Below are 25245 nucleotides of genomic sequence, written 5' to 3'. Positions count from 1 at the left end.
TTACTCTGTCATCGTAGTGCAAGTGTATATCACCTTAGTCTGACTGATCAGGGGAGGGGAGTGGCTATGAGCTTTTTTAGTCGGTTTTTGAAGAGACAACAGCCGGAGGAACGTCCGCTGTTTTACGATATTGTATGCCCTTATTGTTTCAGCAAGTTTTCACCGGAAGAGGTGGTGTTCCGCGCCGCACATCACCGCGATGATGACGAGGACTACGCACTCGGGGAAGATGCGAAGTTGAATCGGTATCGCGAAAGGTTCGGACTCGACACGGTATTTGATATGGAGGCCGTATTGGCTCCGCATGATGTACCGGAGGAACATCGTATTTATTCCGATAACATCGTGATGGGGCTGAACGATCGGTATGGTGTCGTTACACGTCGCCGGTTGTGTCCGCAATGTCATAACGAGCTGCCTGTTACGGCAGGTAAAGCACCGAGCAATATCATTTCCATTATTGGTGCATCCCAGGTGGGGAAATCCGTCTACATGACTTCATTAATTCATACATTGCAGCATTATACGGCCGATCATTTTGACGCGGCTTGCATGCCATTGAATGCGGAGATCAGCCGCCGGTTCCGCGCGGATTATGAAGAACCGTTGTTCGAACGGGGCGACCTGCTGGATTCCACGCAGAAGGAAAAGTTGCAGGAGCCGTTTATCTTCCAGTTTGTGTTCAAGGACGAAGATAAAGCGCCGCTGACACTGGTGTTCTTTGACGTTGCGGGTGAAGGTATGGTGGAGCAGGACTATCTCGGACTTCATGGGCAGCACATCAAGAACTCGGCAGGTATCCTGTTTATGGTGGACCCGCTTCAAATTCGTTCGATTCGGGACAAAATCCGCATTAACCTGGGCAACGAGCCAGGAGAGTGGACACCACGATACGATGAACCGCGAGATGTGGTGCTGACGATGTTTGGAGATTTTATCGCGTACCAGGACAAAGCCAAGACCAATATTCCAACGGCTGTTGTGCTCACCAAAAGCGACATGCTGCATTCCCTCAAGGATGAAGAGGGGGATTATATCAAATCCAACAGCAATGTCTTCCGCAACATGGTGCACCGCGATTGGTTCGACTTAACCGAGTTCGAGAATATCGACGGGGAGATCCGGCGTTTTATAGAGAAGGTGGATCGCCCATTCAAGGGCACGATGGATGTGTACTTCAAGGATACAGCCTATTTCGCAGTCTCTGCGCTGGGTAGCAATCCGGTGGATATGAAATTGCAGGGTGTGGTTAGCCCGATCCGCGTGGATGAACCTTTCCTGTGGCTCCTGTACAAGCTGAAGTACATTGAGGGGAGAGTGGGATGATGCGTTCTTCCGTAACCCCGCCCATTGAACAACAGCTGTATACCCGGGAGCGGCGCGGGGTGTTTCGCACAACAGAGGGGTTTGATACGGTTGCGGCATCGCCGGGACTGGACCCTTCTTTTATTAAAAAAGTGCTTCACCCCTACTGTGTCTATGATGCTCCAGCGGAGCTAGCAGGCCGTAGCGAGAAGGACGAGACGAAGTTTCCGGCTGCCATTCACCTGCTTCATCTGGAGAGTGGGGAGACAATCCTTGGGCAAAATGTGTACCAGTCTGCGGATTTCACCGGGCTGCGCAGTGCCTTTTTTGCACATAATTACGTCTTGTCTCCCGAACGCTCGGAAGAGCAGATGAAACAAGGCGGCTGGCTGGATGCCGTGTTCGCCACGTCCTATGACATCGAACAAGGTACAGTTCTGCCAGCACTTGCTGAATTGCCTATATCACCTAGGAGCGGACAGGGTGGGGTGACCGATGCTGGCGTAGGATCACCCACCCAAGTGCTGAGCACCTTGAAGATGAACGAAGTGCTGTTCAAGCGCCTGCTCTATGCGGTAATGCAGTCTGTAGCGACACGCAGAAAAGTATACATTGCTCTGGACCTTCCCGCAGAGGAAGTGACCGCAGGGGCCAAAGGATTGTTACGTTTGCTGTACACGGCTTTACCATACGCATTCCGGCGGCAGCTGGGATTCATGACGTTTGCCAAGGAGCCACAGGCCAAGAAGGGCATCCACGTCCAGTTTGTTGAGCGAGGAACGTTACGTCCGAAAGACCGGAATACGGAGAAGGATTTCACCTTTGATCTCGTATCAGGCAGAGTGACACATGCGGATGCATCTGTGGCGAAGTTACCTTATGCAGAGTTCGCTTGGGCCTTATTGCAGGAACCTGCGGCGGCGGATGCGTTCTATACGTTTGCGGATGAAATGTTGTCCGGCATGGAACCTGGGCGGGAACTTTCCATTGAAGCCTATGGCGAACTTGCGGTGTTCTACGGTCTTGAACAAGGCATGGAAGACCTGTATCTGGATAACAAAAGTCATGTCCTGAGTGGCTTGCTGACCTATTTGAAGCCGGATGGTGGATTACAGCAACGTTCCCGTCTGAACGAGCTGTTCCTGACCTTGCTCAGCAGGGAACTGGACAGCGTGAAGCGTGAGAACGTACCCGAAGAAGACGTCGCAGCTCGCATTGGCGAATATTTCAGTGTTGCCGCGCCCGTGGTGCAATCCCGGATAGTGGACTATTTTATCTACGGTGTGAATAATGCCCGCGCCCAGAAGCGTATGCGTGCTGTGCAGGAATTGTATGCTGTGCTGGATCGGGATCCGCAGCTGAATCGGGCTTTCTTTGATAAAGTGCTGGCCAATGAATCGCTCACTAAGCTGTTGTTCGAGCCTTATCTGGACAATCAGCTGAAACGCACGGAATCGGCAGCGAACGTTGTGGAAGTGATCCGAAGATGGGTTACGTCCCATCCATCTGCGATCCACTACAGCTTCTTGCAGGAGCGGACAGCCAATGAGCTGCGTGAACGGTTATGTTCTGCGCCTAATCCGGTACAGTCTGCGAATGAAGCCCTCCAGCGTGTTAACATACTGGATCGGGTATCCGCTGATGTCACCTATGATACAGGCATTACGGCACGAATTGGTCAATCTGAAGCTACATCCCGTCCTAATCACAAAGGGGGATCTCCGTCTGCCAGTCAAGATCCGGCATATCAGGAGGAGTTAACCCGCCTTGCAGACAAGCTTGCTTATGTCATTAACCTGTTTATGATTCAGGATCTGGATCTGGAACGGGTTAACCGTGAACAGCTATTAAGCATTGATATTTTGCAGCATGGCAATGAGGTTCGGGATTGGGCGGCACGTCAGGGTTCTGATGTATCTGCTCGAACGAACATGATGCTGGCTGCGAGAGTGTGGCTTAGTGGCGAGGGGAATGAAGAAGAGGCATTGGAGGCACTTTCCCTGGCAGAACGCAATGAACTTCAACGCTGGACGCGTCGCTGGCTTGGAGGAGAGCTGCAGGCTCATCCGGGGATTGCGGCATATGAAGCTTTGCCGATGGCTTTTTATCGGGGAGGAAGCGGCAGTAACCGACTGGATTATCCTGGCCTGATTGAATTCATCCGCACCAATGCAAGTCGTGCTGAAGGGCTGTATCCATTCTTCGAATGGTCAGGAGATCATCGGATGTTTGTCCGGGGTTCCAATGCGCATAAAGGATATGCGGATGCCATCGTGGCGTATTTCAAAGCCCATGACCGTGAAGCTTTCAAGTCGAAGTCAGCTTTCAAACCGTATTACGTGAGAGCCAGCAAGACAATGAAGCCGGTCTATGACCGTGCGAAGACGGAATTGTCCTCTCCACTGGTGCGGATGCTAACGGGTAAAAGGAAAAATCTGTTTGGATTAATCCTCTTGATCCTGGTTCTTGGTATTGCTGGCGGTACATATGCATGGATGAAAGATTCTGTAGAGCCGCCAGCGGCATCCCCTCCATCTACCCAGGAGCCTGTCATACCGGCTGAACCTGAGGTACAGCTCGCGGAGCAGATTGCTTATATGATTCCTGCGAGTGACCAGGAGGGTACGCAATCACAGGCTCAACTGGTGATCCGTTTCAGGAATGATACGGGAAGCACTGAGTTTGAGCAAGGCAAACTTCAATTGACGCTGAAGGATGATAGCACTCAGGAGTTGGATGCTACAGGTAAGTGGGAGAGCTTTAATCGGAATGAGGAGCCAGATAACCAAGTTCCTTCCGATGGTGGTTCAGGAAGTACTTCCGAAGGAAGCACGGATGGTTCTTCAGCGGGAAACATAGAGCAGACGGAGGATGGCGATCAGCAGGCCGATCCTTCAACATCGGGTGATTCCACTTCAGATCCTGCTACTGATACAACAACGGATACAGGGACGAATGCACCGTCTAATGCTGGGAGTGGAGACACGGATCAAGGTACGGATGCCGATCAAGCTACTGGTTCCACATCGCCTGACACATCTGTATCCAATGAACAGGATGCGAACACTCCTGCACAGATGTCTATTGGAGAGGTAGATCGTCTCTATCCGTATGGATTGCAGATCGATCTTCCAGCTAATATGGATGCCGACAGCATTGTCAGTGTGAAGAGTACGCAGGGCAGTATGACGGTGATCCAATTGATGCCTCAGCCGAAGCTGTAAGTTATTTTATATGAGCATGTTGCATAGATTCATTAAGTGTCTTTTGATCCAATAATGAAAAAAGCTGACTTCATACCTTATTAAACGAGCGTATGTGAGATGACCTTGAACTTTAGATTTCAAGGTCATCTTTTTTTTATTTGATATGGCGGATATAGCAAACACATTAAAAAAACTCGCACATTCACAATTCAGACACAAAATTTGCGATTCAAGAGTTTGAAAGACAGTCAGAAGTGATAAAGTGCGCGGAATGAATGAGAAAAGATCTCATGTGTACTTGGGAAAAGAGCAGGATTTCTGCTACAGAAAGACCAAATAAAGCACGAAAAGAGAAGAAAATTTGGTTTTTTATGTTGACAAATGATAATGATTATCAGTATCTTTAGTGTAGAAGATATTTGCGTCGGAAATCACAGAATTACAATTTCGTTTTTGTTGTCATAGCCGGATTACATAACCGGGATAAATGAGAGAGGGATGATCGCATGTTTCGTCTGGAGACGACCAAGCTGGATATCGCTTATGAGGAAAGACTAATTGTAGAGGATCTGAATATTCAGATTCCCCAAGGAAAAATTACAGCACTTGTTGGAGCCAATGGTTCAGGGAAGTCAACCATCCTGAAAACGATGGCACGTATTATGGCTCCAAAAGCAGGTAATGTATTGCTCGACGGGAAGTCCATCCATAAACAGTCCACGCGTGAAGTTGCCAAGCAACTTGCGATTTTGCCACAGAATCCAACAGCCCCTGAAGGTCTTACCGTTACTGAATTGGTATCGTATGGTCGCTTTCCTTATCAAAAAGGATTTGGCTCCATGCGTGCGGAAGACAAACGTATGATTGAATGGGCTATCGAAGTGACAGCCATGACTGAATTCCATGATCGTCCGATTGATCAACTGTCCGGTGGACAGCGTCAACGTGCCTGGATTGCCATGGCACTTGCACAAGAAACAGATATCCTTTTCCTGGACGAGCCGACTACATTCCTGGATATGGCTCACCAGCTCGAAGTATTGCAATTACTGGAGCAACTGAATGCGACAGCCAACCGTACCATTGTTATGGTTGTGCATGACTTGAATCATGCTTCCCGCTACGCACATCACATGATTGGTATCAAAAAAGGTAAAGCCATCGCTCATGGTTCACCTGTGGAAGTTATGAACTCAGATGTACTTCGTGAAGTATTCAACATTGAAGCAGATATCGTGATTGATCCGCGTTCCGGTGTACCGCTCTGCTTGCCTTACGCTCTTGCAGGCGAACGCCAGCAATCGAAGACGCCAGAGCAGCTGGTCATGAACAGTGCGATGGTTCATGCTGGAGGACGGGCAGAACCACGTGTTCAAGCGACAGGAAGTTAACGAAATGGACCATATGTGGTCCTTACATTATAGAATGAAGCCGCTGTGCGCTATCGCACGCGGCTCTTTTGCATTCATGGGGGATTTGCAATGCATGGGAGCAAAGGGGACGGGTAGACCCTGGATTTGGTAATCGCATCGGATCAGGTCTATAATAATAAGACAGGCTGTGAGTTCATTGGTTATGCCAACATGCTCGCAACAGCCCAAACCAACATATGTCATGGGAGGAATCAGTCATGTCCGTATATTCATATCAGGCGGTAACCACCGCGAACCAAGAAGTCTCACTGGATCTGTATCAAGGTAAGGTATTGGTCATTGCCAATACAGCCAGCAAGTGTGGGCTGACCCCGCAATACGGTGAATTGCAAAAGCTTTATGATCGTTATCGTGATCAAGGCTTGGTTGTACTGGGTTTCCCTTGTAACCAGTTTGGAGGGCAGGAGCCAGGTACAAGTGAGGAAGCGGAATCATTTTGCCAGATTAACTATGGTGTGAATTTCCCGGTGTTTGCCAAGGTAGATGTGAATGGTGAGGGCACTCATCCCCTGTTCCAATACCTGAAGGAGCAACAACCAGGCATAGGCGAAACAAGCGACATCCAATGGAACTTCACCAAGTTCCTTGTTAACCGTGAAGGTGAAGTGGTAGGTCGTGTTGAACCGAAAGAATCTCCGGAGACAATGATTGCAGATATCGAGAAATTGCTCGGTTAATACAAGAACGTTTGAGAAGCCTGTCCTTGCATAAGCAAGGATGGGCTTCTTTGATTATTTTATATACGCAGATTTATTCTCTTCACAGGTAGGAGTTGGATCCATGAAATCAACTCTGTAATGAAAATTGAAGCCATTTATTCTTTGTATAAGTCAAACATGAAGGCAGGAGACGCCTCTACTTTATACGTCCACACTGCGTTCATACAGGGATCACGGAAGCCATTACATAGCATAAACCCGCCCAAATCCGGGGACAATGAAATCAATACAATGAAGGGAAGAAAGGCTTAAATACAGGGAAATGACCTCCTTCGACAAATTTTTTTTGCTCAACCTATTGCAATGTGAAAAATATCACATTATAATGAATGTATAAAGTGAAATAAATCACATACACAGTTTCGAACAAGAAGTGAAATGTTTCACAACCATAACAACCTTATATTCAAACTCATTTATATATTTCGAGGAGGAACTTTTAATGAAAATCGCAGTTATCGGATGTACACACGCAGGAACCGCAGCCATCGTAAATACCGCCAAATTGTACCCGGATGCTACCATCACGGTGTATGAGCGCAATGACAATATCTCCTTCCTATCTTGTGGCATTGCGCTCTACGTAGGTGGGGTTGTGAAAGACCCTGACGGTTTGTTCTATTCTTCGCCTAATCAACTGGCAGAGCTTGGTGTTGAAACCAAGATGCTTCATGAAGTAACAGCAGTAGATGCCAAGGGCCATACCCTTCAGGCTAAAAACCTGCAAACCGGGGAAGAATTTGAAGATACGTTTGACAAACTGATCGTGACAACGGGGTCATGGCCTGTCGTTCCGAAGCTTGAAGGCATCGAGATGGACAACATTTTACTTTGCAAAAACTACAATCATTCCAACACGATTATTGAAAAAGCCAAAGATGCCAAACGTGTTACCGTTGTAGGTGCAGGATATATCGGCGTAGAACTGGTTGAGGCTTTCCAGATGAACGGCAAGGAAGTTACCCTGATCGACAGTGTGGACCGTATTTTGAACAAATACTTGGACCCTGAATTCACGGATGCGATTGAAGATACGTTGACTGGACGCGGCATCAAGCTGGCTCTTGGTCAAACGGTACAGAAGTTTACTGGTGAAGATGGCAAAGTAACTAAGGTGATCACGTCCAAAGGAGAGTTCGAAACCGATCTGGTTATTCTGTGCATTGGTTTCCGTCCAAATACCGAACTGCTCAAAGGCCAAGTGGATATGCTGCCAAACGGCGCAATCATCGTGGATAAATATATGCAAACGAGTCAAAAAGACGTCTTTGCTGCGGGTGACAGCTGTGCTATTCATTACAACCCAACAGGCAAAGCATCTTACATTCCACTGGCAACCAACGCGGTGCGGATGGGTACACTTGTAGCCCGTAACCTGGTTCGTCCTACGACACCGTATATGGGTACACAAGGAACATCGGGTATCAAAATTTATGAGCAAAATATCGCGGGTACCGGGATGACGGAAACGTCTGCTGCTGACGAAGGTTTGATTGTTGAATCTGTCGTACTGGAAGACAGCTACCGTCCGGAGTTTATGCCAACGGCTGAGAAACTGTTGCTCAAAGTAGTATATGAGCAGGCTACTCGTCGGATCGTTGGAGCACAGGTGATGTCTCAGGTTGATCTGACTCAATCGATTAATACGATCTCGGTTTGCATCCAAAATAACATGACCGTAGATGAGCTGGCCTTCATCGACTTCTTCTTCCAGCCACATTACAACAAACCGTGGAACTTCCTGAACACGGCGGGTCTGCAAGCACTGCCTCCAATAGAAATAAAAGCACCAGCAATGGTGTAAGGAAGCAGAATAGATGGTTGAACAGAGGGCATGATAAACGCCATACAAATATAACATGCTTATCCGTAAATAAGAGGTGTACGATAACTGCCAAGATTACGAAACAAGGCGGACGATTATAAAGGAAAGAGAAGACTGGCGAGTATATCGTCAGTCTTCTTTTTTGTTGTTTTAGCTACAAAAGGCCTTACTACACTCTTGCTGACTTAACTATTCAAAGACGCTCTGAAAGTATCTTTTTAAATAACATTGTGATAATTTGCACAAAGTTTTGCGCAGTACCAAGATACAATTGAGATATGGTATTCAACGCATAAACAAAGGAATTCAGATGGTTTTATCCAACGATGAACAATGAAGGAGAGGATGAATGATATGGCAGCAAAAACACCTCTTGAGGTTGCACAATATACGGCGCAAACAGGAATGAAGAAGGCTCAATATCCGGTGTCTTCTGTACTGGTGCTTAGTTTTCTGGCAGGGGCTTTTATTGCGCTGGGGTTTCTACTGGATATTCGGGTGATTGCTTCTGCGCCAGCTGAGTGGGGAAGTCTGGTCAATCTGATTGGAGCAGCAGTGTTCCCGGTTGGATTAATCTTGGTACTCATCGGTGGTGGAGAGCTGCTGACAGGTAACATGATGGCAGTTCCACTTGCTACGATTGCAAGAAAATTATCCGTGGGTAGCATGTTGAAAAATCTAACCTTAGTGACGATTGGTAATTTTGTTGGAGCTTTGTTTGTCGCGTACGCGTTTGGACATGTGCTTGGTCTGACCGGAGAGGGTGTATATCTGGCGAAAGTGGTGGATATGGCCGGGCATAAGCTGCATGACGGCTTCCTGCAAGCTTTCATCTCTGGCATCGGCTGTAACTGGCTGGTCGCGCTGGCCGTGTGGTTATCTTATGCTTCGGATACGATGAGTGGCAAGGTACTGGGCATTTGGTTTCCAACGATGGCATTTGTGGCAATTGGATTCCAGCACGTTGTGGCCAATATGTTCCTCATCCCGGCGGCAATCTTTGAAGGACATTATTCGTGGGGTCAATATGTGATGAATTTCATTCCGGTATGGCTCGGGAATCTGACTGGTGGTGCTCTGTTTGTAGCTGCAGCCTATTGGGTGGTGTACCTGCGCCAAGCTGAGCCAAAAGTGAAGCCGGAGATAGCAACGTCGATCGAAGCTGTGGAGACGGAGGCTAGAGTGATGTTGAGCAAACAAGCATAGTGGGCACAGCGAGGTATGGATACACGTGTATTAGAAGTGAAGACGATTCTGATCTTGCTCGGTTCATGGCGAATATGCTGTGACGGAACAGGGCGGGATTGTTTTTTTGTATGGGGTCCTTGTTGGAATTCAACGCAAAATAAATTCGCCATGACAAGGTTCGGGGGAACGAAACCTGTTCATGGCGAATTTCGGGAGTGGTCCATGATATGGCATGAGGAGGAAGTGGGGAAACACTAGCCTAATGCCTTATTTTTAATTTACCCCTGAATTCTGAAGTTGAATCAAACTCAAAAACATTTTTTTTGAAAATATTTTGAAGCCGCTATAGCGGTGAATATGAAGCAAAAACATACTGTTCTCTTTACGCGATAACCTCGAAGAAGATATGATATAGGGATAGCTTTTAAAGAGGGGAGCCTTACGATGATCGATCAGGAGAATGGTGTATTTGCGGCGGTGTGCCCGCTCGACTGTCCGGACACTTGTGGTCTGTTATTACATAAAGAGAACGGTAAAATTGTGAAGGTGGCAGGCAATCCGGATCATCCGATAACCAAGGGTGCCATCTGTAATAAAGTCAGAAATATGACCGAGCGGGTGTATCACCCCGAGCGTCTACAATATCCGATGAAACGTGTAGGAGCCAAAGGTGAAGGCCAGTTTGAACGAATCAGTTGGGATGAAGCGATTCGTGAGATTACGACCAAATTCACTGCATTGTCCGAAACCTACGGCCCGGAGAGCATCCTGCCCTACAGCTTTTACGGTAACATGGGCATTCTCGGCGTAGACGGCATGGACCGACGTTTCTTCAATGCGCTTGGTGCGAGTGTACTGGAGCAGACGATCTGTAACTCCGCTGGAAATACCGGCTGGAAATACACGATGGGCGCCAACCGGGGAACGGTGCCAGAAGATACGGAGCATGCCGATCTCATCCTGGTGTGGGGCGGCAATATCGTCAGTACAAATATGCACCAGGTCGTTTTGGCGGAGAAAGCCCGCAAAAAAGGCGCCAAGATCGTCGTCATCGACGTTCATCGCAATCGCACGGCCCAGTGGGGCGACTGGTTTATTCCGCTGTATCCGGGCACGGACAGTGCACTGGCGCTAGGATTAATGCATGTGCTGTTTGAACGGGGACTAACGGATGAAGCGTTTATGCAAAAGTATACGATAGGTCATGAGGCACTACGTGATCATGTCCGTAGTTACAACCCTGAACGTGTGGCACGCATTACGGGCGTGCCGGAGGAAACCATTGTGGAGCTGGCCGAGCTATACGGCAACGCACAAGCAGCTCATATTCACATCGGCAATGGCCTCCAGCACCATGATAATGGGGGGATGAACGTGCGTAGCGTTGCATGTCTGCCTGCCATTACAGGGCAGTGGCTGAAGCAAGGCGGCGGTGCCGTTCGCACCAACAGCTACGCGAGCACAAATAGCGACGCACTCGAACGTCCGGAGCTGCGGCAGAATCCGGAGCCGCGGGTGGTGAACATGAACCGGATTGGTGAAGCGTTGCTGGAAGCAGAGCAGCCAATCCGGGCTATGATGGTTTACTGCAGCAATCCGCTGGTGGTGGCACCGGATACCGAGCGGGTGGAGCGAGGTTTTGCACGGGAAGATCTGTTCACGGTTGTGCATGATCTGTTCATGACGGATACAGCGAAGTATGCAGATATCGTATTGCCAGCCACATCTTCATTTGAAGCGACGGACCTGTACACCTCTTATTGGCATCAGTACGTTCATCTGCAAGAGCCTGTGATTGCACCGATTGGGGAGAGCAAGAGCAATGTGGAACTGTTCTCACTGCTTGGGCAGGCTATGGGGTACGATCCTGCAATCTTCGGAGAAACACCGGAACAGATGATTGAGGACGCACTTCAGGGCACAGGCAACCCCTACATGAATGGGGTCACGTTGGAAGGACTGAAGGAACATCGATTCGTGAAGCTGGATATGACGCCACATGCTACATATCTGGATCAGCTGCCCACACCTTCAGGCAAAATTGAATTGTATTCCGAGACGATGGAACAGAGAGGGCTTCCGCCGCTCCCTACCTATAGTGCTCTGGTTGAAGGATATGATGGGGAGCATCCGGCTGGACCTGCCGATACGTATCCGTTGATGTTCCTGTCGCCGCCAAACCATAATTTCCTGAACTCCACCTTTGGTAATTCAGCCAAACATCAGCGTTTGGAAAAGATGCCTTTATTGCAGATACACCCCGAGGATGCCATCCGTAGAAATGTGGAGGATGGCGATGCAGTAGTCGTATGGAATGATCGTGGGCGCATTGAACTTACCGCCAAAGTAAGTGAAGCCATGCTGCCGGGAACAGTGATTAGCCAAGGCTTATGGTGGGATGGTGACGGGAAGAAGCAGCGGGCGAATTCACTGACGTCCAATCGGTTGTCGGACATGGGGAACGGGGCTACCTTCTTCTCGGCCACTGTTGAAGTGAAGCGTCAATGAGTGTGCTTGCGGCGTAATTTTTTTGAGGTAAGATGAACAAAGGCTAGAATTTGAGCAGGATTAAAGAGCAATTGATGAAACACTTCATAAAACCTTCGCTCTGGCGGGTTATGGTTATGCCGTCAGGGCAAAGGTCTATTTTTCATGGCCATTTGTTTGTGCAGAGGTACTAAGGAGAATGAATTAACGATGATGAGATGGCTGGATAACTATCCAAAAGAAGTGAGAATATTTTTATTAGCAAGTCTGGTTAACGCAACCGGCAGTGCATTGATGTGGCCGCTGACCACCATGTATGTGTTTGATGAGCTTGGACGAACGATGGCCAACGCCGGTTTTGTGATCCTCATTCAGTCCCTGGGTGGCATCTTTGGACAATTGCTTGGTGGTTCGTTGTACCATCGGGTGGGCGTGAAGAAGCTGATCATTGGTTCACTGGCGCTTAATGCGTTAGGTTTGTTTGCGCTACCGTGGATTAGTGCGTATTGGGTCGTATTTATATGTGCTATGGGCTGGATTGGGCTGTTCAGTTCATTGTCGCTGCCAGCGATTCAGGCCTTTATTGGCTTCCGGTTTGCGGAGCGACGCGGTGAATTATTCAATATTATCTATGTGGCGAACAATATCGGGGTGGCGATTGGTACGGCGCTGAGTGGTTTTCTGGCTGACTTTTCCTATCACCTCAGCTTTGTTCTAAACGGGGTGACCTCAGCCGGGTTTGCAATTTTCTTCTGGTATTATCTGTCGCGGGTTGAACCGGATCAGGGGGAAGTACATCTGACCAAACGGAAAACCGTCCCCGATGGGCCGGGCGTCTGGGCATTGCTGGGTAATACCCGACTATATCTGTTTATGAGCTTGGGCGTACTCTTCCTGTTATTCGGCAACTCCATCTGGAACACAGGTGTTTCCCCGTATATCATCTCTGAGGGTATGGAAAAAAGAGTGTACGGTCTGCTCTGGACCCTGAACGGGGTGCTGATCTTTGTGGGCCAACCTTTTACCAGCTGGGTGAAACGGACCATGGCCCGTACCTCCACTGCCCAGATGACGGCGAGTGCGGTATTCTATGGCATGGCCTACATTGTGATGATTACCATGTACAGCTATCCAGGCATGGTGCTTGCAATGGTACTTGCCACGTTTGGAGAGATGTTGATCTCCCCTGCAACACCTGCGTTTATCTCGGAGCATGCGGGCAGGGCGGCGCCTTTTTACATCGGGATATCGGGTGGGATCGGTGCGGTTGGACGGGTTGTCGGCCCCTATGCGATGGGGGTCATGTATGACAAACAGGGACTTATTCCGGTAGCGTGGCTGGCAACAGGCACAGCAGCTATTGCGGTACTTGGTTTTGTGTTGCATGCGGTGTTGAACCGTAATCGTGAAGTGAAGGAGTATGGAATGGACGCCTAACAGATCTCATCGGGTTGGATAGGATGCGGAAGGAAGAACGAGTTGAAGTGGACGGTAAATCCACTGTAAACTGTCTGTTCATCCGTAAATTATGGTTGACAAAAAAATGTATTTATGCTATAATTTACATATAAAAATATTCCGTATATAATAAGATTCTCCTGGCCAGGGGAATCTTATTTTTGTTTGTACGGGAGGAATAAGTATGAAGCAAAATGAATCCAGTATCACATCATTGATTTCGACTTTTGGCCGAGCCTATCACAGCCAACATGACACACCCCTCATTTTCGATGATTTTATGGCGAAATTGCTGATCTCTCCTCAAGAGTTTTCAGATATCAGCAATAACATGGTTAGAGGCATTCATTTTTTCAACCCGGATATGGCTCACGAGCTCAAGGACGACCCGGAAAAGGTTCTAAAATGGATTACCCAGGTACAGTTATCTCCAATAACTCTGGCTCGGGACGCTTACTGTGAGCATGTACTTTTGCATGAAGTCGCGTTGGGATTGAAGCAGGTAGTCATTCTTGGCGCCGGGATGGATACGTTTGCTTTGAGGCATCCGGAATTGGAGGACACGCTGGATATCATTGAAGTGGATTATCCGGCTACACAGCAATTCAAAAAGGAGCGGCTGAATCAGGCCGAGCTGACTATCCCGGACAATCTTCACTTTGTACCCATGGATTTTACGCGTAAGCTTTCGAATGACAGCTTGACTCTTGAAGGGTTGAAGAAACGGAAGACGGTGGCTAGTCTCTTGGGTGTTTCGTATTATTTGCCCCAGAATGATCTGTTTAACGTGATTCGTCATGTGTTTGCGAACCTGCCAACCGGAAGCTCTATAGTTCTGGATTATGCAGATGAGCATCTTTTTGAGGAAAAAGGAATGTTTAATCGGGTTGAAAATATGGTTAAATTGGCTGCAATGGGTGGTGAGCCGATGCAATCCGGCTATGCATATGTGGAGATGGAGGCCTTGCTTGATGAAGTTGGGCTACTTATTTATGAGCATCTGACTCCCGAGGCGATTCAGGAACAGTTTTTCCAGGATCGAATCGATCATCTAAGGGCATTTGAAACGATACATTTCATTCACGCAGTAAAAAAATAAATCGATCCGGGCATGTAAGTCACCTATATAGCCCGCATTTGCATAGCAGCGGCAAACCTTCACCCTGTGGCAGGGTGAAGGTTGTTTGGTTTGATCAAAGGAACAGCACAAACCATGATTCTGTAGCCAATAACATCACACGTGATACAAATGTTCAACAATCAGACTTGTTAGGGTGCAATTCCATGTCATTCAATGTCCTCCCCTCTATTTGTGCATAATGCCCATATAATAGAATGGAACTGGTTAAAGGCAGGAGGATGCATACGATGTACAAGGTTTTGCTGGTTGATGATGAATTTATGATCTCGGACGGGATCTCCAGTGTGGTGAACTGGTCCAGATTAGGAACAGAACTGATCGGCATTGCTCAAGATGGATTGGAAGCGCTTGCTTCAATTGAGCGGCAACGCCCGGATATCATCATCTCGGACATCCGCATGCCGGGAATGGATGGGTTACAGCTGGTTGAAGCTGTGGCAGAGAAGTATCAGCATATCTCGTTTATCATGCTCACGGGTTTTACGGAGTTCGAATATGCGAAAACGGCCATGCAGTATGGGGTGAAGCACTATTTGCTTAAGCCCTGCAGCGAGGAGCATCTTGTACAGGCTATCAGTGAATTGGTCAGTGAGAAGCGAGAGTTAACCGATCAGGAGCGTTTTGTGCAGTCGATCCAATATAATCTGGAGCGTGTACTGCCGCATGCCAAGGAATATTTTCTGAAAGAGCTAGTCACGAACAGAACATACGGGGTCAAGGAATGGAAGTATTTCGAGGAATTATTCGATGTACAGTTTCAGGATCAGCGTGTGCGGTTGCTACTGGTAGAGATTGAGGGGGATCATGAGTATTTGCACTTGTTCGCGGTGAAGAACATTGCCGAAGATATTTTTCACAATCCAATATTAAGTGCCACGGTTGGAAGGCATGTGCTACTAATCATGGAGGACAAGTTGTCTGAAACGCAGTTGTTCCATAATATCGATGAGATTCGCGCCACATTTACCCGATATTATCATGATGATCTCACGATAGCACTAAGCGAGCCAGGAGACCTCTCGCAGGCACGCCATTTGTACATGCAGACGCTGGTTTATCTCAATTACCGCTTTTACCTCGGTGAGGGCAGTCTCATTATGGAACGGGATATTTACTCTCCCGGAGAACGCATTCTTCCTGAATTCGAATACGATCCGGAGCGGATGGTTACTGCAATCAAGGCGGGACACTGGCAGGAAGTGGGATCAGAGCTGAACCGGATGTTTCAGCTGCTTGCCAGCTTGCGATACGATATATCCCAAACGAAGTCCTATCTTATTCAGATGTTTATGGAGATGATTCGACTCAGTGGTTCTGCCGAGATGAAAAGGTATATGGACCAGTTGCCAGGCATGATTGAATCCAGCACCCTGCATTCTTTTCAACAGTTTCTGCTTGCCGTCGCCCAAGAAATCACCTTGCGCCGCTATGATCAACATCGCTCCAGACAATCGCAGATGGTAGGCAGTGTGAAACAGTTGGTAGAGAAACGCTACAAGGACGAGACATTAACACTCCAGTCCATCGCTGGGGAAATATACATGAATCCAGACTACATCGGCAAAATGTTCAAAAAAGAAACGGGTGAGAAATTTACGAACTATGTGTTAAGCTACCGCATCCGTAAAGCGTTGGAGCTTCTGGAGCAGGACGGGAACTGCACTGTATCCTCGCTTGCCGAACAGACAGGCTTTGGTGCCAACTGGCCGTATTTCAGCAAAATGTTCAAGAAATACACGGGTTTCTCCCCCTCCGAGTATAAAAAAGTACCCTAAGACAGCGTTGCTGTCGCTTCTACATAGCTAATCTTTATATCCGATCTACATCTAATCTGTGATCGGGCCCTGTACGCCATTCATCGGCAGCAGGGTCTTTTTTTGTCGGACGGAACTCGGTTTTGAACATCCATTTATCGGAAATGAGCATGGGAAGAAAAGGCGCTCGCTTCTATCATTAGAAGTGTCATGTTAGTGAATGAACATCGAGAGTGGAGGTTGAGTGGATGGAGCTGAATCGAAGCCGGGGGATTGAACCTGGGCGTTTGAAGCCAGCTGGCAAATGGAGTTCGGTGAAAAAGGAACTTGTCCGCAACAGATACGTTTATCTGATGCTCGTTCCTGTGGTAGCCTACTATCTGATTTTCAGCTATGGGCCAATGTACGGGCTACTGATGGCATTTCAGGAATCCTACAACCCGATCAAAGGAATCTTGGCAGGCGAATGGGTCGGATTTGACAATTTCACCATGTTTTTTGAAAGTTATTATTTCTGGCGACTGATTAAGAACACACTGATTTTGAGTTTTTACAGTATTGTGTTTGGTTTCCCGGCTCCGATTCTACTAGCACTGCTGCTGAATGAAGTCCGGAAGAAGTGGTTCAGAGGTGCAGTACAGACCATCAGTTATATGCCACATTTTATTTCGGTTGTCGTTGTGGTTGGAATGTTGAAAACGTTCTCATCTCTGGACGGTGGGTTATTTAACGTCATTCGTGACTTTTTCGATCTGCAGCCAATTATGTTTTTGGCGGAAAAAGATATGTTCCGTCCGATGTACATCCTGTCCAACATATGGCAGGGCGCAGGCTGGGCCTCGATTATCTTTTTGGCAGCGCTCAGTGGTATTGATCCTCAATTGTATGAGGCTTCCAAAATTGACGGTGCAGGCCGCTGGAGACAGCTGTTACATATTACACTGCCGGGCATCATGCCAACGATAGTAATCATGTTAATTCTGCGTATGGGTGCAGTCATGAACGCGGATTTTCAGAAAATATTGCTGATGCAAACGGCACCGACCTATGAGACATCGGATGTCATATCCACCTTTGTTTATCGATCCGGTATTTTGGAGGGGAACTATACGTATTCAACCGCCATCGGACTATTTAACGGCGTCATTAATTTCGCGCTGCTCATTATCGCAAACGCGATCAGCAGAAAGCTTAACTCAACCAGTCTATGGTAATCGGAAGGTGAAGCGATGAAACAGTCTATAGGGGAACGACTTTTTGATGTATTTAATACACTGCTGCTCTTGGTGATCATGGTTTTATGCTTGTACCCGATGCTGTACGTGTTCAATTCTTCAATCAGCGACCCGGACCAGATGTTGCGTTCCCGTTCACTGATGCTCATTCCTGAAGGTTTTCAGCTGGGAGCGTACAAGTCGGTATTTCAGGATACTCGCATCTATACGGGATATATGAACACCTTGTTCTATGTTGTGGTGGGTACCGCCATTAATCTGCTCATGACTTCACTGGCTGCATATGGGCTGTCACGCGGTGATCTGATGGGCAGAAAAACGCTGATGAAATTAATTACGTTCACGATGTTCTTCGGTGGGGGTATGATTCCGACTTTTCTGCTGATTCAGAATCTGGGCATGGTGGATACCCGTTTTGCGCTTATTATTCCGGGTGCCATCAGCACATTCTATTTCCTTATTATGAAAACAAACTTTGAGGGCATTCCGATCAGTCTGATCGAATCGGCGAAGCTTGATGGCGCCAATGACTTTCTGATTTTGTTCCGAATTGTACTGCCTTTGTCAAAGCCAATCCTGGCGGTCATGATGCTGTATTATGCGGTTGACCATTGGAATGATTATGTCGGACCGATGCTCTACCTGCGCAGTCAGGAGTTGTATCCGATCCAGATTATTATGCGTGATATTCTGATCAGCAGCAGTACAGAGGCCATGGGCGCTGGCGCCGATACCGGATTTGCCATTGGGGAGAACATCAAATATGCGACTATTATTATCTCCACGCTGCCGATTATGCTGGTATATCCGTTCATCCAACGTTATTTTGTTCAGGGCGCTCTAATCGGTGCTGTGAAACAATAAAAAATGTAATCTATGGAGGCGAATTACGTGAAAAAAAGAATGGGGTCCATCCTGTTGTCATCGCTACTTACCATATCTTTACTGGCGGGCTGTACGGGGGATAATGAACCAGGTACCGCAGAGCCAGCAGAAGGAACAGAACCTGCGGTTCAGGCGTTGACCGAGATTCCGCTACCGATTACAAGTGAGCCATTTACCATTGACTATTGGCGCGCCAATGATGCCAAACTGACAGCTTCCTTGAACAATTTTGGCGATATGGCGGCTTATAAGGAAAAGGAGAAGCTGACAGGCATCAAAGTGAAGTTTACACATCCTCCGCTTGGACAACAGCGTGACCAATTCAATCTGTTGATCTCCACGAAAGAGCTACCGGATGTCATTTATTATAACTGGGCGGATGCCGTTGGCGGACCGGAAAAAATGATCAAGGACGGCCGGATCATCCGGTTGAATGAATTGATCGACAGTTATGCACCAAACTTAAAGCGGATTATTGAATCCGATCCGGATGTGAAAAAGCAGATTGCGCTCGACGATGGAACGATCTATATGTTCCCGCTGCTGAAGCTGGATGCATTGAAGCTGAATGCCACTTCAGGTTTAATTATGCGCCAGGACTGGCTTGATAAATTAAATCTCAAAGTACCTACCAACATTGATGAGTGGTATACGGTGCTTAAGGCATTTAAGGAACAGGACCCTAACGGCAACGGCAAGCCAGATGAGCTACCATTCACCGGAAACTGGGGACCGGGTAACCTGACCAAGCTCCATGATTTTGCCGCGGCATTTGGTGTAATTGGTGGTTTCCAGATGAATGGAGACAAGGTGGAGTTTGGACCGATTCAGCCGGGCTACCGTGATTTCTTGGAGACCATGGCCAAGTGGTACAAAGAAGGGCTGATTGATCCCGAGATCATGACCAATGACGGTAAAGCTTTCGATTACAAGGTCACCAGCAATCTGGCAGGCGCATATCAGGGTGGTGTGTTCAGCGGCATGGGGAAATACTTCAATCTGATGAGAGATACGGATCCGAACTTTAACGTGACGGGTGTACCATGGCCTGTATCTCCGGATGGAACTTCGTATGCGACATTTAATCTGGACGCTAAAGTGTTGTCTTATGGTGAGGCTATTACGGCTTCCGCAGACGAAGACAAATTGAAATATATTGTTCAGTGGATGGACTACAACTATAGCGAAGAGGGTAGTGATCTGTTCAACTTTGGTATCGAAAATGACAGCTATGTTCGTGACGGGGAAGGTGTCAAATTCACAGATACCATCATTGATAATCCGAACGGTCTAACGTATGACCAGGCACTGGCTTCCTATGCCTTATCCATTATGGACGGTCCAATCAATCAGGATAGTCGTTATCTGGATGCATTATTATTTGACGATGGACAGCGTGCGGCAAATGCGGAATGGATGAAAGCAAGCTCAGCATTAACGCTTCCTCCAATTCGTTTGTCAACAGATGAGGTGACCACAAGTACATCCATCATGAGTCAGGTGAATACGTATTTGAATGAGACGATGACTGCCATTATTAGCGGACAGAAGCCGATCACCGAATTTGACAAGATGGCCGAAACAATCAAGAGCATGGATATTGACCGGGCGATTGAGGTTCATCAGGCTGCGTATGATCGATATCAGTCCAAATAATACGTGAGAAATCGAGCGCTAAAACTTTGGGGAAACCTTTCTGTATGTGATATACCTAGTAGTATCACGTGGTTCAAAGGAGCGCTTTGGTCATGACAGCCTACCGCAAACTCAGCATCAAAATGAAAATGTTTCTGATGATTATGTTCATGATGGCGTTTATCATCATCCTGGCGTTTGGGTCCTTGTACTATACGTACTCGGTGTATGACAAACAGCTGTTTGATAAGTCGTCCCGACTTCTGAACCTTTCTTCGTCTACAGTGGATGTTGAACTTCAGAAGTTGGAAGCGTTATCATTAAACATGATCTCCGATACGCAGATTCAAAGAGCTTTGAAGTCGTTGTTGGATGACAATAGCGCATATTCAAGTTTTATTGAACGAAAAAAGATCACGGATCGGTTATGGGAGCATATCAGTGGGGCTGCACGATATGTGCAGTCCGTTCATCTGATTGATTCCAGGGGAAGAGTGAATAAATATGGCGAGACACTAACCGTATCCCAGGAAAAATATGATCGGATGATTGCGGCTGCGGAGCAGGCCAATGGTGCAGTGCGCTGGTTATACCCGGATGACGATGACCCGATGCTGGTTATGGTCCGTCAGGTGCGAGCCTACGAACCGATGACTCTGGAACCGGTAGGCATACTGTTTCTGCGTATTAATATCGAGCGACTCGTTGAGGAGTATGCGGGCATCGATAGCCAGGACAGTGACATTATTTTAAAAGCAGGCAGTGATGTGGTGTATCCTTATCGCCAGCTTCCAGAAGCGGTGTCCGCCGGACTGAATCCACTTCCAGGCAGTGGGGGATATGAGATCAAGAATCTGGATGGGAGGGAGATATTTCTTTCCCAGAAGAAATCCGCATACACCGGCTGGGTTTACTACAATATGGCCTCTTATGATGAAATTTTTGAGCGTATTATATGGTTGAAAAATATACTGATCGTCGTTTATCTTATCGCCATTCTGGTTGTTCTCGCGCTTGGTATGGTGTTCGCACGCAGTCTGACAAGGCCGATTAGGCAGCTCATCAGTCAGATGAAGGAAGTGCAGTATGGGGATCTGGAGAACATAGACGCCAATCTGTCCATTCCAACGCACCAGCACATGGATGAACTGGGATTGTTACAACGTACGTACCGACTGATGATTACACATATTAATACATTGATCAAAGAAAATTATGCAAGCCAACTGGTCATTAAGGAAACAGAGTTCAAGGCATTACAGGCGCAGATCAATCCCCACTTTCTGTATAATGCGCTGGATTCGATCCATTGGCTCGCCAAAAAGAACAGGCAGGAGCAAATATCCAGTATGGTGTTATCACTCGGATATTTGCTGCGTTCCTCCATCAGCTTCAAACAAAATATCATTACCATTGCCGAAGAGCTGGAGATCGTCAATCATTACATCACCATTCAGACCTACCGTTTCCGGCAACGGCTGGATTTCCGTATGGATGTGCCCGCTCCTTATCTGGAGTGTGCCATTCCCAAGTTGACCCTACAGCCACTACTGGAGAATGCCATTCAATACGGTTTGGAACCACAGGTTGGATCATGTCTGATTCGAGTGTATGCCGAGATATCAGCTGGCAAGCTGGCTCTTATCGTGGAGGATCACGGTCCCGGCATGGAACCCGAATATGTGGAACAGGTGCTGCGCGGTGAAGTGAAAACCAGAGGCACAGGTATTGGTCTACTGAATATCAGGGAGCGGGTACGTCTGGCTTTTGGCGAAGAATATGATGTTCTGCTGGAGAGCAGGCCGGGGCTTGGAACGAGAGTAACGGTGCTGCTGCCACCCCCATCACCAGGTAAGGAGGAGAAGTTATGGGAAGATGGATGCGAATGATAGGCATGCTCTGCCTTATGCTGACTCTTCCTGGCTGCGTGAACCAGTTGGATCAAAGGCCAGGCATGATTGTGGAAGAAGAGCCGATAACGCTGCGAATCGCTTGGTGGGGTGGAGAGTTCCGCAACAATGCAACGATTGCCGTTATCGACCTGTATGAGAAGTTGAATCCACATGTGAACATTGAATACGAATATAGCAGTTTCAACGAATACTGGAGAAAACTTGCCCCACATGCAGCAGGCAATGCGTTGCCCGACATTATCCAGATGGACATCTCCTATCTGTCCCAGTACAGCTCGCTGCAACTGTTGGAGGATATGACGCCGTACATGCAGAGCGGACTGATTGACGCGACAGATATTGAGAAGGAACAGCTGGAGAGTGGTAGCCTGAATGGAAAAACCTATGGTCTCAGTTTGGGGGTTAACGCCATGCTCAGCATCTATGATCCGGAAGTGTTAAAGGCCAATGATATTGAATTGCCAACGGATACGTGGACATGGGCGGATTTTGACCGGATGGGCGAGCAATTGCTCGGGAAAGGCATCTATCTGGGAACCTATTTTACGCCGGAACAGTTTTTCGCGTATTACTTGAGACAGTATGGTTCCAAGCTATACGCCGAGGATGGCAAGAGATTGGGATATGAGGATGATGGGCTGTTTATTGAGTACTTTGGCAGGATGCAGCAGCTCGCAGAGAAGAAGCTTATTTTTGCACCGGATATCTGGACATCAGATATTGGTCAGCCTGATAACGACCCGTTTTATCTGGGAGAGGCTTTGTTTAGCTGGGGGTATTCCAACCAATTTATCAGCACCGCTCAGCGTTATGGCAAACCCTTAACCATCTCCCCAATGCCTGGGCCAAACAGCCAGGATGGATTGTTCTTGAAGCCAGGCATGTTTTTCTCCATGGCGGGTAATTCCAGACATAAGGAGGAAGCTGCCAAGTTCATCAGCTTTTTTGTGAATGATTTGGATGCCAATCTGCTGCTCAAAGGGGAGCGGGGTGTGCCCGTCTCATCCAGTGTCAAAGAGCGGATGAAGCTGGTGGTTGAACCGGAGCTGGCGCAGGTGTTTGATTATATCGATTGGGTTGCGGATAACAGCACTCAAATGGACTCGCCTGATCCTGTAGGTGCGCCAGAGGTCACTGCGGTATTACGTGAGTTGTATGATCTGCTGCTGTTTGGCAAAATTACGCCTGAGCAGGCGGCGAAGGATTTCCGTGAGCGGGCGAACGCCATTCTGGGTGGGAAGTTATAAGAATGGACTAGATCATATATGTATTTAATGGACTTGGGGCTGTTGTCGTTCACAAGCTCAACCTTCATTCTACTCGGGTGAGGGTTTTTGTTATGGAATGGTGTATATTTCCTCTAGTATAATGAAAATGGGTAGTTGTCCTATCTGTAGATTAGATAGATTCTATCCATATATTAATGGATGAGGAGTGTCAGGACATGTCCATACATCAGATAGGTCAGAAGGTGTCTTTTGCTGATATCAAAACGAAGTTGCCTCAGGAAAGTTGGATGTACACTCAGAATGAAGCGCACAACGGTGAATTTGAAGCCGAGGAAGTATGGTTACATTCTGGTGATCTTCATATCAGTGAACTGTTGTTGGATGAAGGACCCTTTTTGATCTTGGTTGAAGGAAATCTGACAGTGGATCGTTATATTGGAAATACAAGTTCCGACGCGGCCAGTTCAAATCTGGTTGTACTTGGGGATCTCATAACGCCCTATATGATCGTGGGTGGGCAGGAAATATATATTACAGGTAATCTCTATGTGGAGGATATGTTCTGGGGGGATTATAACCATGGAGAATTGACAGTGAGAGGGAATGTAGAAGGTGGATTGCTGGTAAGTACCGAGCAATATATGATTCAGGTTCAAGGACAGCGTAATGTGAAGCGTCAGCTTGAAGAATGGGAGGATCTCGGACCATGGCGGGGCTTTGACATGTTGGCGTTATTGGTTCCTGAATGTGTGATTGATGAAGATACAGAGCCGTTTCCTTGGCGAGAAGAAATGTTAAAGAGGCTGCAACAAGGACAACCTGTAATCAACCGAAAGTACATTCATGCTGATGAATCAGAGCCAGATGCGCCGGATTGGTTCGAAGATCATCGGATTACCGCTGAGAACATAGAGCGTCTTACTCATCCATCTTTGTTACCTGTAAGAGAGGAGGATGAGTTACTGAACAGCTATGAATTTTGGTTGGACGAGCAATTTTGCCGAGTATCGGTCTATGGAGATGAGCATACGGAGGGGTATTTCCGTAGTCTGTATTTTCAGGATGACCACAATTGTGCATTGTTGCTTAAGATGGAGCCATCAGATCAAGGTTCCAACTCTCCTGATAAACATATCGTACAACCGGGTGAACCTGTCTGGATGATCTCAGGAGCATATCGTTATCTAAACAATGAGAAGTCGGAATGGAACGTATTTTCGGAGAACTCACCTGCTGATATTCAGCAGTTAAGCGAGCAAGGATGGAGCACCTTGTTGCAGTCTGTATCGAATTATCAGTATGCCCGTTCCTTAATTTCGCACCAACTGATCCACGATTTATTAGCACTGCCTGTCGTGGAGCCATATGACGATTATTATGATGATGATCGGCACGGGCTGTGGATTGGAGAGTTATATTATGCATTTCGACAAGCAGGTCAGATGTCTGATGGTGTTCCCCAGCCAGCTATGCTACGTATTGGAAGAGAGTATGTGGATGCTCAAGGGGAGACGCAGGTGGAGAAATACTATTATACCCTGCATCAACATGCGGACGGCTCGGAAAGTGTGTTGATCGAATACTCGGCTCAGGATGACGAGGAAGAAGATCCATTGTTGCTTGAACTTCATTACATCGGCGGCTCTCAGTTACTGCATGCCGTTCACTTGCTGGAACATGGACGCAAAGTGCTCATTCAAGCGAATGAGGATTTACTGAATGGGGAGCTGCCTTACGCTGCTGAATCATTTGCAAAACGATTTTGGAAATCCAAAGGATACCTGAAATGAACAAAACAACCTTCACCTCTATTCAAGAGGGAGGGTTGTTCT

The 25245-nt window shown here is 47.5% G+C and carries 16 protein-coding genes; all 16 read left to right on the top strand.

The genetic code is table 11. The features are described from left to right. Positions 1 to 66: 66 nt before the first annotated feature. Positions 67 to 1326, top strand: a complete 1260-nt coding sequence (locus tag MHI48_RS28255; protein ID WP_024632789.1) for a TRAFAC clade GTPase domain-containing protein — start codon at positions 67 to 69, stop codon at positions 1324 to 1326. After that, positions 1323 to 4529: a hypothetical protein gene (locus MHI48_RS28250; protein WP_405142416.1), complete on the top strand. Its 3207-nt coding sequence runs from the start codon at positions 1323 to 1325 to the stop codon at positions 4527 to 4529. The genes MHI48_RS28255 and MHI48_RS28250 overlap by 4 nt, the downstream gene beginning before the upstream one ends. A 488-nt stretch (positions 4530 to 5017) precedes the next feature. Beyond that, positions 5018 to 5902: an ABC transporter ATP-binding protein gene (locus MHI48_RS28245; RefSeq protein WP_036612750.1), complete on the top strand. Its 885-nt coding sequence runs from the start codon at positions 5018 to 5020 to the stop codon at positions 5900 to 5902. A 239-nt stretch (positions 5903 to 6141) separates the two neighbouring features. After that, a complete protein-coding gene (locus tag MHI48_RS28240; protein WP_036612747.1) occupies positions 6142 to 6621 on the top strand; it encodes a glutathione peroxidase in 480 nt (159 codons plus the stop codon). Between the two features lie 484 nt (positions 6622 to 7105). Beyond that, a complete protein-coding gene (locus MHI48_RS28235; protein ID WP_405142413.1) occupies positions 7106 to 8467 on the top strand; it encodes an FAD-dependent oxidoreductase in 1362 nt (453 codons plus the stop codon). A gap of 375 nt (positions 8468 to 8842) precedes the next feature. Then, entirely contained in the window at positions 8843 to 9694 is an 852-nt protein-coding gene (locus tag MHI48_RS28230; protein ID WP_315370521.1) for a formate/nitrite transporter family protein, read from the top strand. Between the two features lie 426 nt (positions 9695 to 10120). Continuing rightward, positions 10121 to 12184 carry a molybdopterin-dependent oxidoreductase gene (locus MHI48_RS28225; RefSeq protein WP_405142411.1) on the top strand — a complete coding sequence of 688 codons (2064 nt, stop codon included), beginning with the start codon at positions 10121 to 10123 and terminating at the stop codon, positions 12182 to 12184. Positions 12185 to 12376: 192 nt separating this feature from the next. Further along, a complete protein-coding gene (locus MHI48_RS28220; RefSeq protein WP_405144748.1) occupies positions 12377 to 13600 on the top strand; it encodes an MFS transporter in 1224 nt (407 codons plus the stop codon). A 205-nt stretch (positions 13601 to 13805) separates the two neighbouring features. Then, the gene (locus MHI48_RS28215) at positions 13806 to 14720 is read left to right on the top strand and encodes a class I SAM-dependent methyltransferase (protein WP_405142409.1); all 915 of its coding nucleotides are present in this window, start codon (positions 13806 to 13808) and stop codon (positions 14718 to 14720) included. Positions 14721 to 14989: 269 nt separating this feature from the next. After that, positions 14990 to 16537, top strand: a complete 1548-nt coding sequence (locus MHI48_RS28210) for a response regulator (protein WP_338707212.1) — start codon at positions 14990 to 14992, stop codon at positions 16535 to 16537. A gap of 332 nt (positions 16538 to 16869) precedes the next feature. Beyond that, complete coding sequence (locus MHI48_RS28205) at positions 16870 to 17730, top strand: ABC transporter permease subunit (RefSeq protein WP_235193717.1); 861 nt, start codon at positions 16870 to 16872, stop codon at positions 17728 to 17730. A gap of 15 nt (positions 17731 to 17745) precedes the next feature. Continuing rightward, positions 17746 to 18615: a carbohydrate ABC transporter permease gene (locus tag MHI48_RS28200; protein WP_036667808.1), complete on the top strand. Its 870-nt coding sequence runs from the start codon at positions 17746 to 17748 to the stop codon at positions 18613 to 18615. A gap of 27 nt (positions 18616 to 18642) precedes the next feature. Next, positions 18643 to 20292, top strand: coding sequence for an extracellular solute-binding protein (locus MHI48_RS28195; RefSeq protein ID WP_036667807.1), 1650 nt, complete (start codon positions 18643 to 18645; stop codon positions 20290 to 20292). A 92-nt stretch (positions 20293 to 20384) separates the two neighbouring features. After that, complete coding sequence (locus MHI48_RS28190; protein WP_405142407.1) at positions 20385 to 22160, top strand: sensor histidine kinase; 1776 nt, start codon at positions 20385 to 20387, stop codon at positions 22158 to 22160. Then, positions 22139 to 23431: an ABC transporter substrate-binding protein gene (locus MHI48_RS28185; protein ID WP_405142405.1), complete on the top strand. Its 1293-nt coding sequence runs from the start codon at positions 22139 to 22141 to the stop codon at positions 23429 to 23431. Before MHI48_RS28190 ends, MHI48_RS28185 begins: the two co-directional genes overlap by 22 nt. Before the next feature lie 197 nt (positions 23432 to 23628). Further along, positions 23629 to 25203 (top strand): hypothetical protein, encoded by a 1575-nt coding sequence (locus MHI48_RS28180; RefSeq protein WP_405142404.1) that lies wholly within the window; start codon positions 23629 to 23631, stop codon positions 25201 to 25203. Positions 25204 to 25245: the final 42 nt, after the last annotated feature.

The organism is Paenibacillus sp. FSL H7-0942 (assembly GCF_045040715.1).
In the GTDB taxonomy this organism is placed as follows: domain Bacteria; phylum Bacillota; class Bacilli; order Paenibacillales; family Paenibacillaceae; genus Paenibacillus; species Paenibacillus amylolyticus.
The sequence above is the reverse complement of the archived record's forward strand: the minus strand, read 5'-3'. Positions and strand labels throughout refer to the sequence as shown.

Bases quoted from the DNA above. Each gene is read 5' to 3' on its own strand.
- MHI48_RS28255 (WP_024632789.1), top strand. From the start codon at position 67: ATGAGCTTTTTTAGTCGGTTTTTGAAGAGACAACAGCCGGAGGAACGT.
- MHI48_RS28250 (WP_405142416.1), top strand. From the start codon at position 1,323: ATGATGCGTTCTTCCGTAACCCCGCCCATTGAACAACAGCTGTATACC.
- MHI48_RS28245 (WP_036612750.1), top strand. From the start codon at position 5,018: ATGTTTCGTCTGGAGACGACCAAGCTGGATATCGCTTATGAGGAAAGA.
- MHI48_RS28240 (WP_036612747.1), top strand. From the start codon at position 6,142: ATGTCCGTATATTCATATCAGGCGGTAACCACCGCGAACCAAGAAGTC.
- MHI48_RS28235 (WP_405142413.1), top strand. From the start codon at position 7,106: ATGAAAATCGCAGTTATCGGATGTACACACGCAGGAACCGCAGCCATC.
- MHI48_RS28230 (WP_315370521.1), top strand. From the start codon at position 8,843: ATGGCAGCAAAAACACCTCTTGAGGTTGCACAATATACGGCGCAAACA.
- MHI48_RS28225 (WP_405142411.1), top strand. From the start codon at position 10,121: ATGATCGATCAGGAGAATGGTGTATTTGCGGCGGTGTGCCCGCTCGAC.
- MHI48_RS28220 (WP_405144748.1), top strand. From the start codon at position 12,377: ATGAGATGGCTGGATAACTATCCAAAAGAAGTGAGAATATTTTTATTA.
- MHI48_RS28215 (WP_405142409.1), top strand. From the start codon at position 13,806: ATGAAGCAAAATGAATCCAGTATCACATCATTGATTTCGACTTTTGGC.
- MHI48_RS28210 (WP_338707212.1), top strand. From the start codon at position 14,990: ATGTACAAGGTTTTGCTGGTTGATGATGAATTTATGATCTCGGACGGG.
- MHI48_RS28205 (WP_235193717.1), top strand. From the start codon at position 16,870: ATGCTCGTTCCTGTGGTAGCCTACTATCTGATTTTCAGCTATGGGCCA.
- MHI48_RS28200 (WP_036667808.1), top strand. From the start codon at position 17,746: ATGAAACAGTCTATAGGGGAACGACTTTTTGATGTATTTAATACACTG.
- MHI48_RS28190 (WP_405142407.1), top strand. From the start codon at position 20,385: ATGACAGCCTACCGCAAACTCAGCATCAAAATGAAAATGTTTCTGATG.
- MHI48_RS28185 (WP_405142405.1), top strand. From the start codon at position 22,139: ATGGGAAGATGGATGCGAATGATAGGCATGCTCTGCCTTATGCTGACT.
- MHI48_RS28180 (WP_405142404.1), top strand. From the start codon at position 23,629: ATGTCCATACATCAGATAGGTCAGAAGGTGTCTTTTGCTGATATCAAA.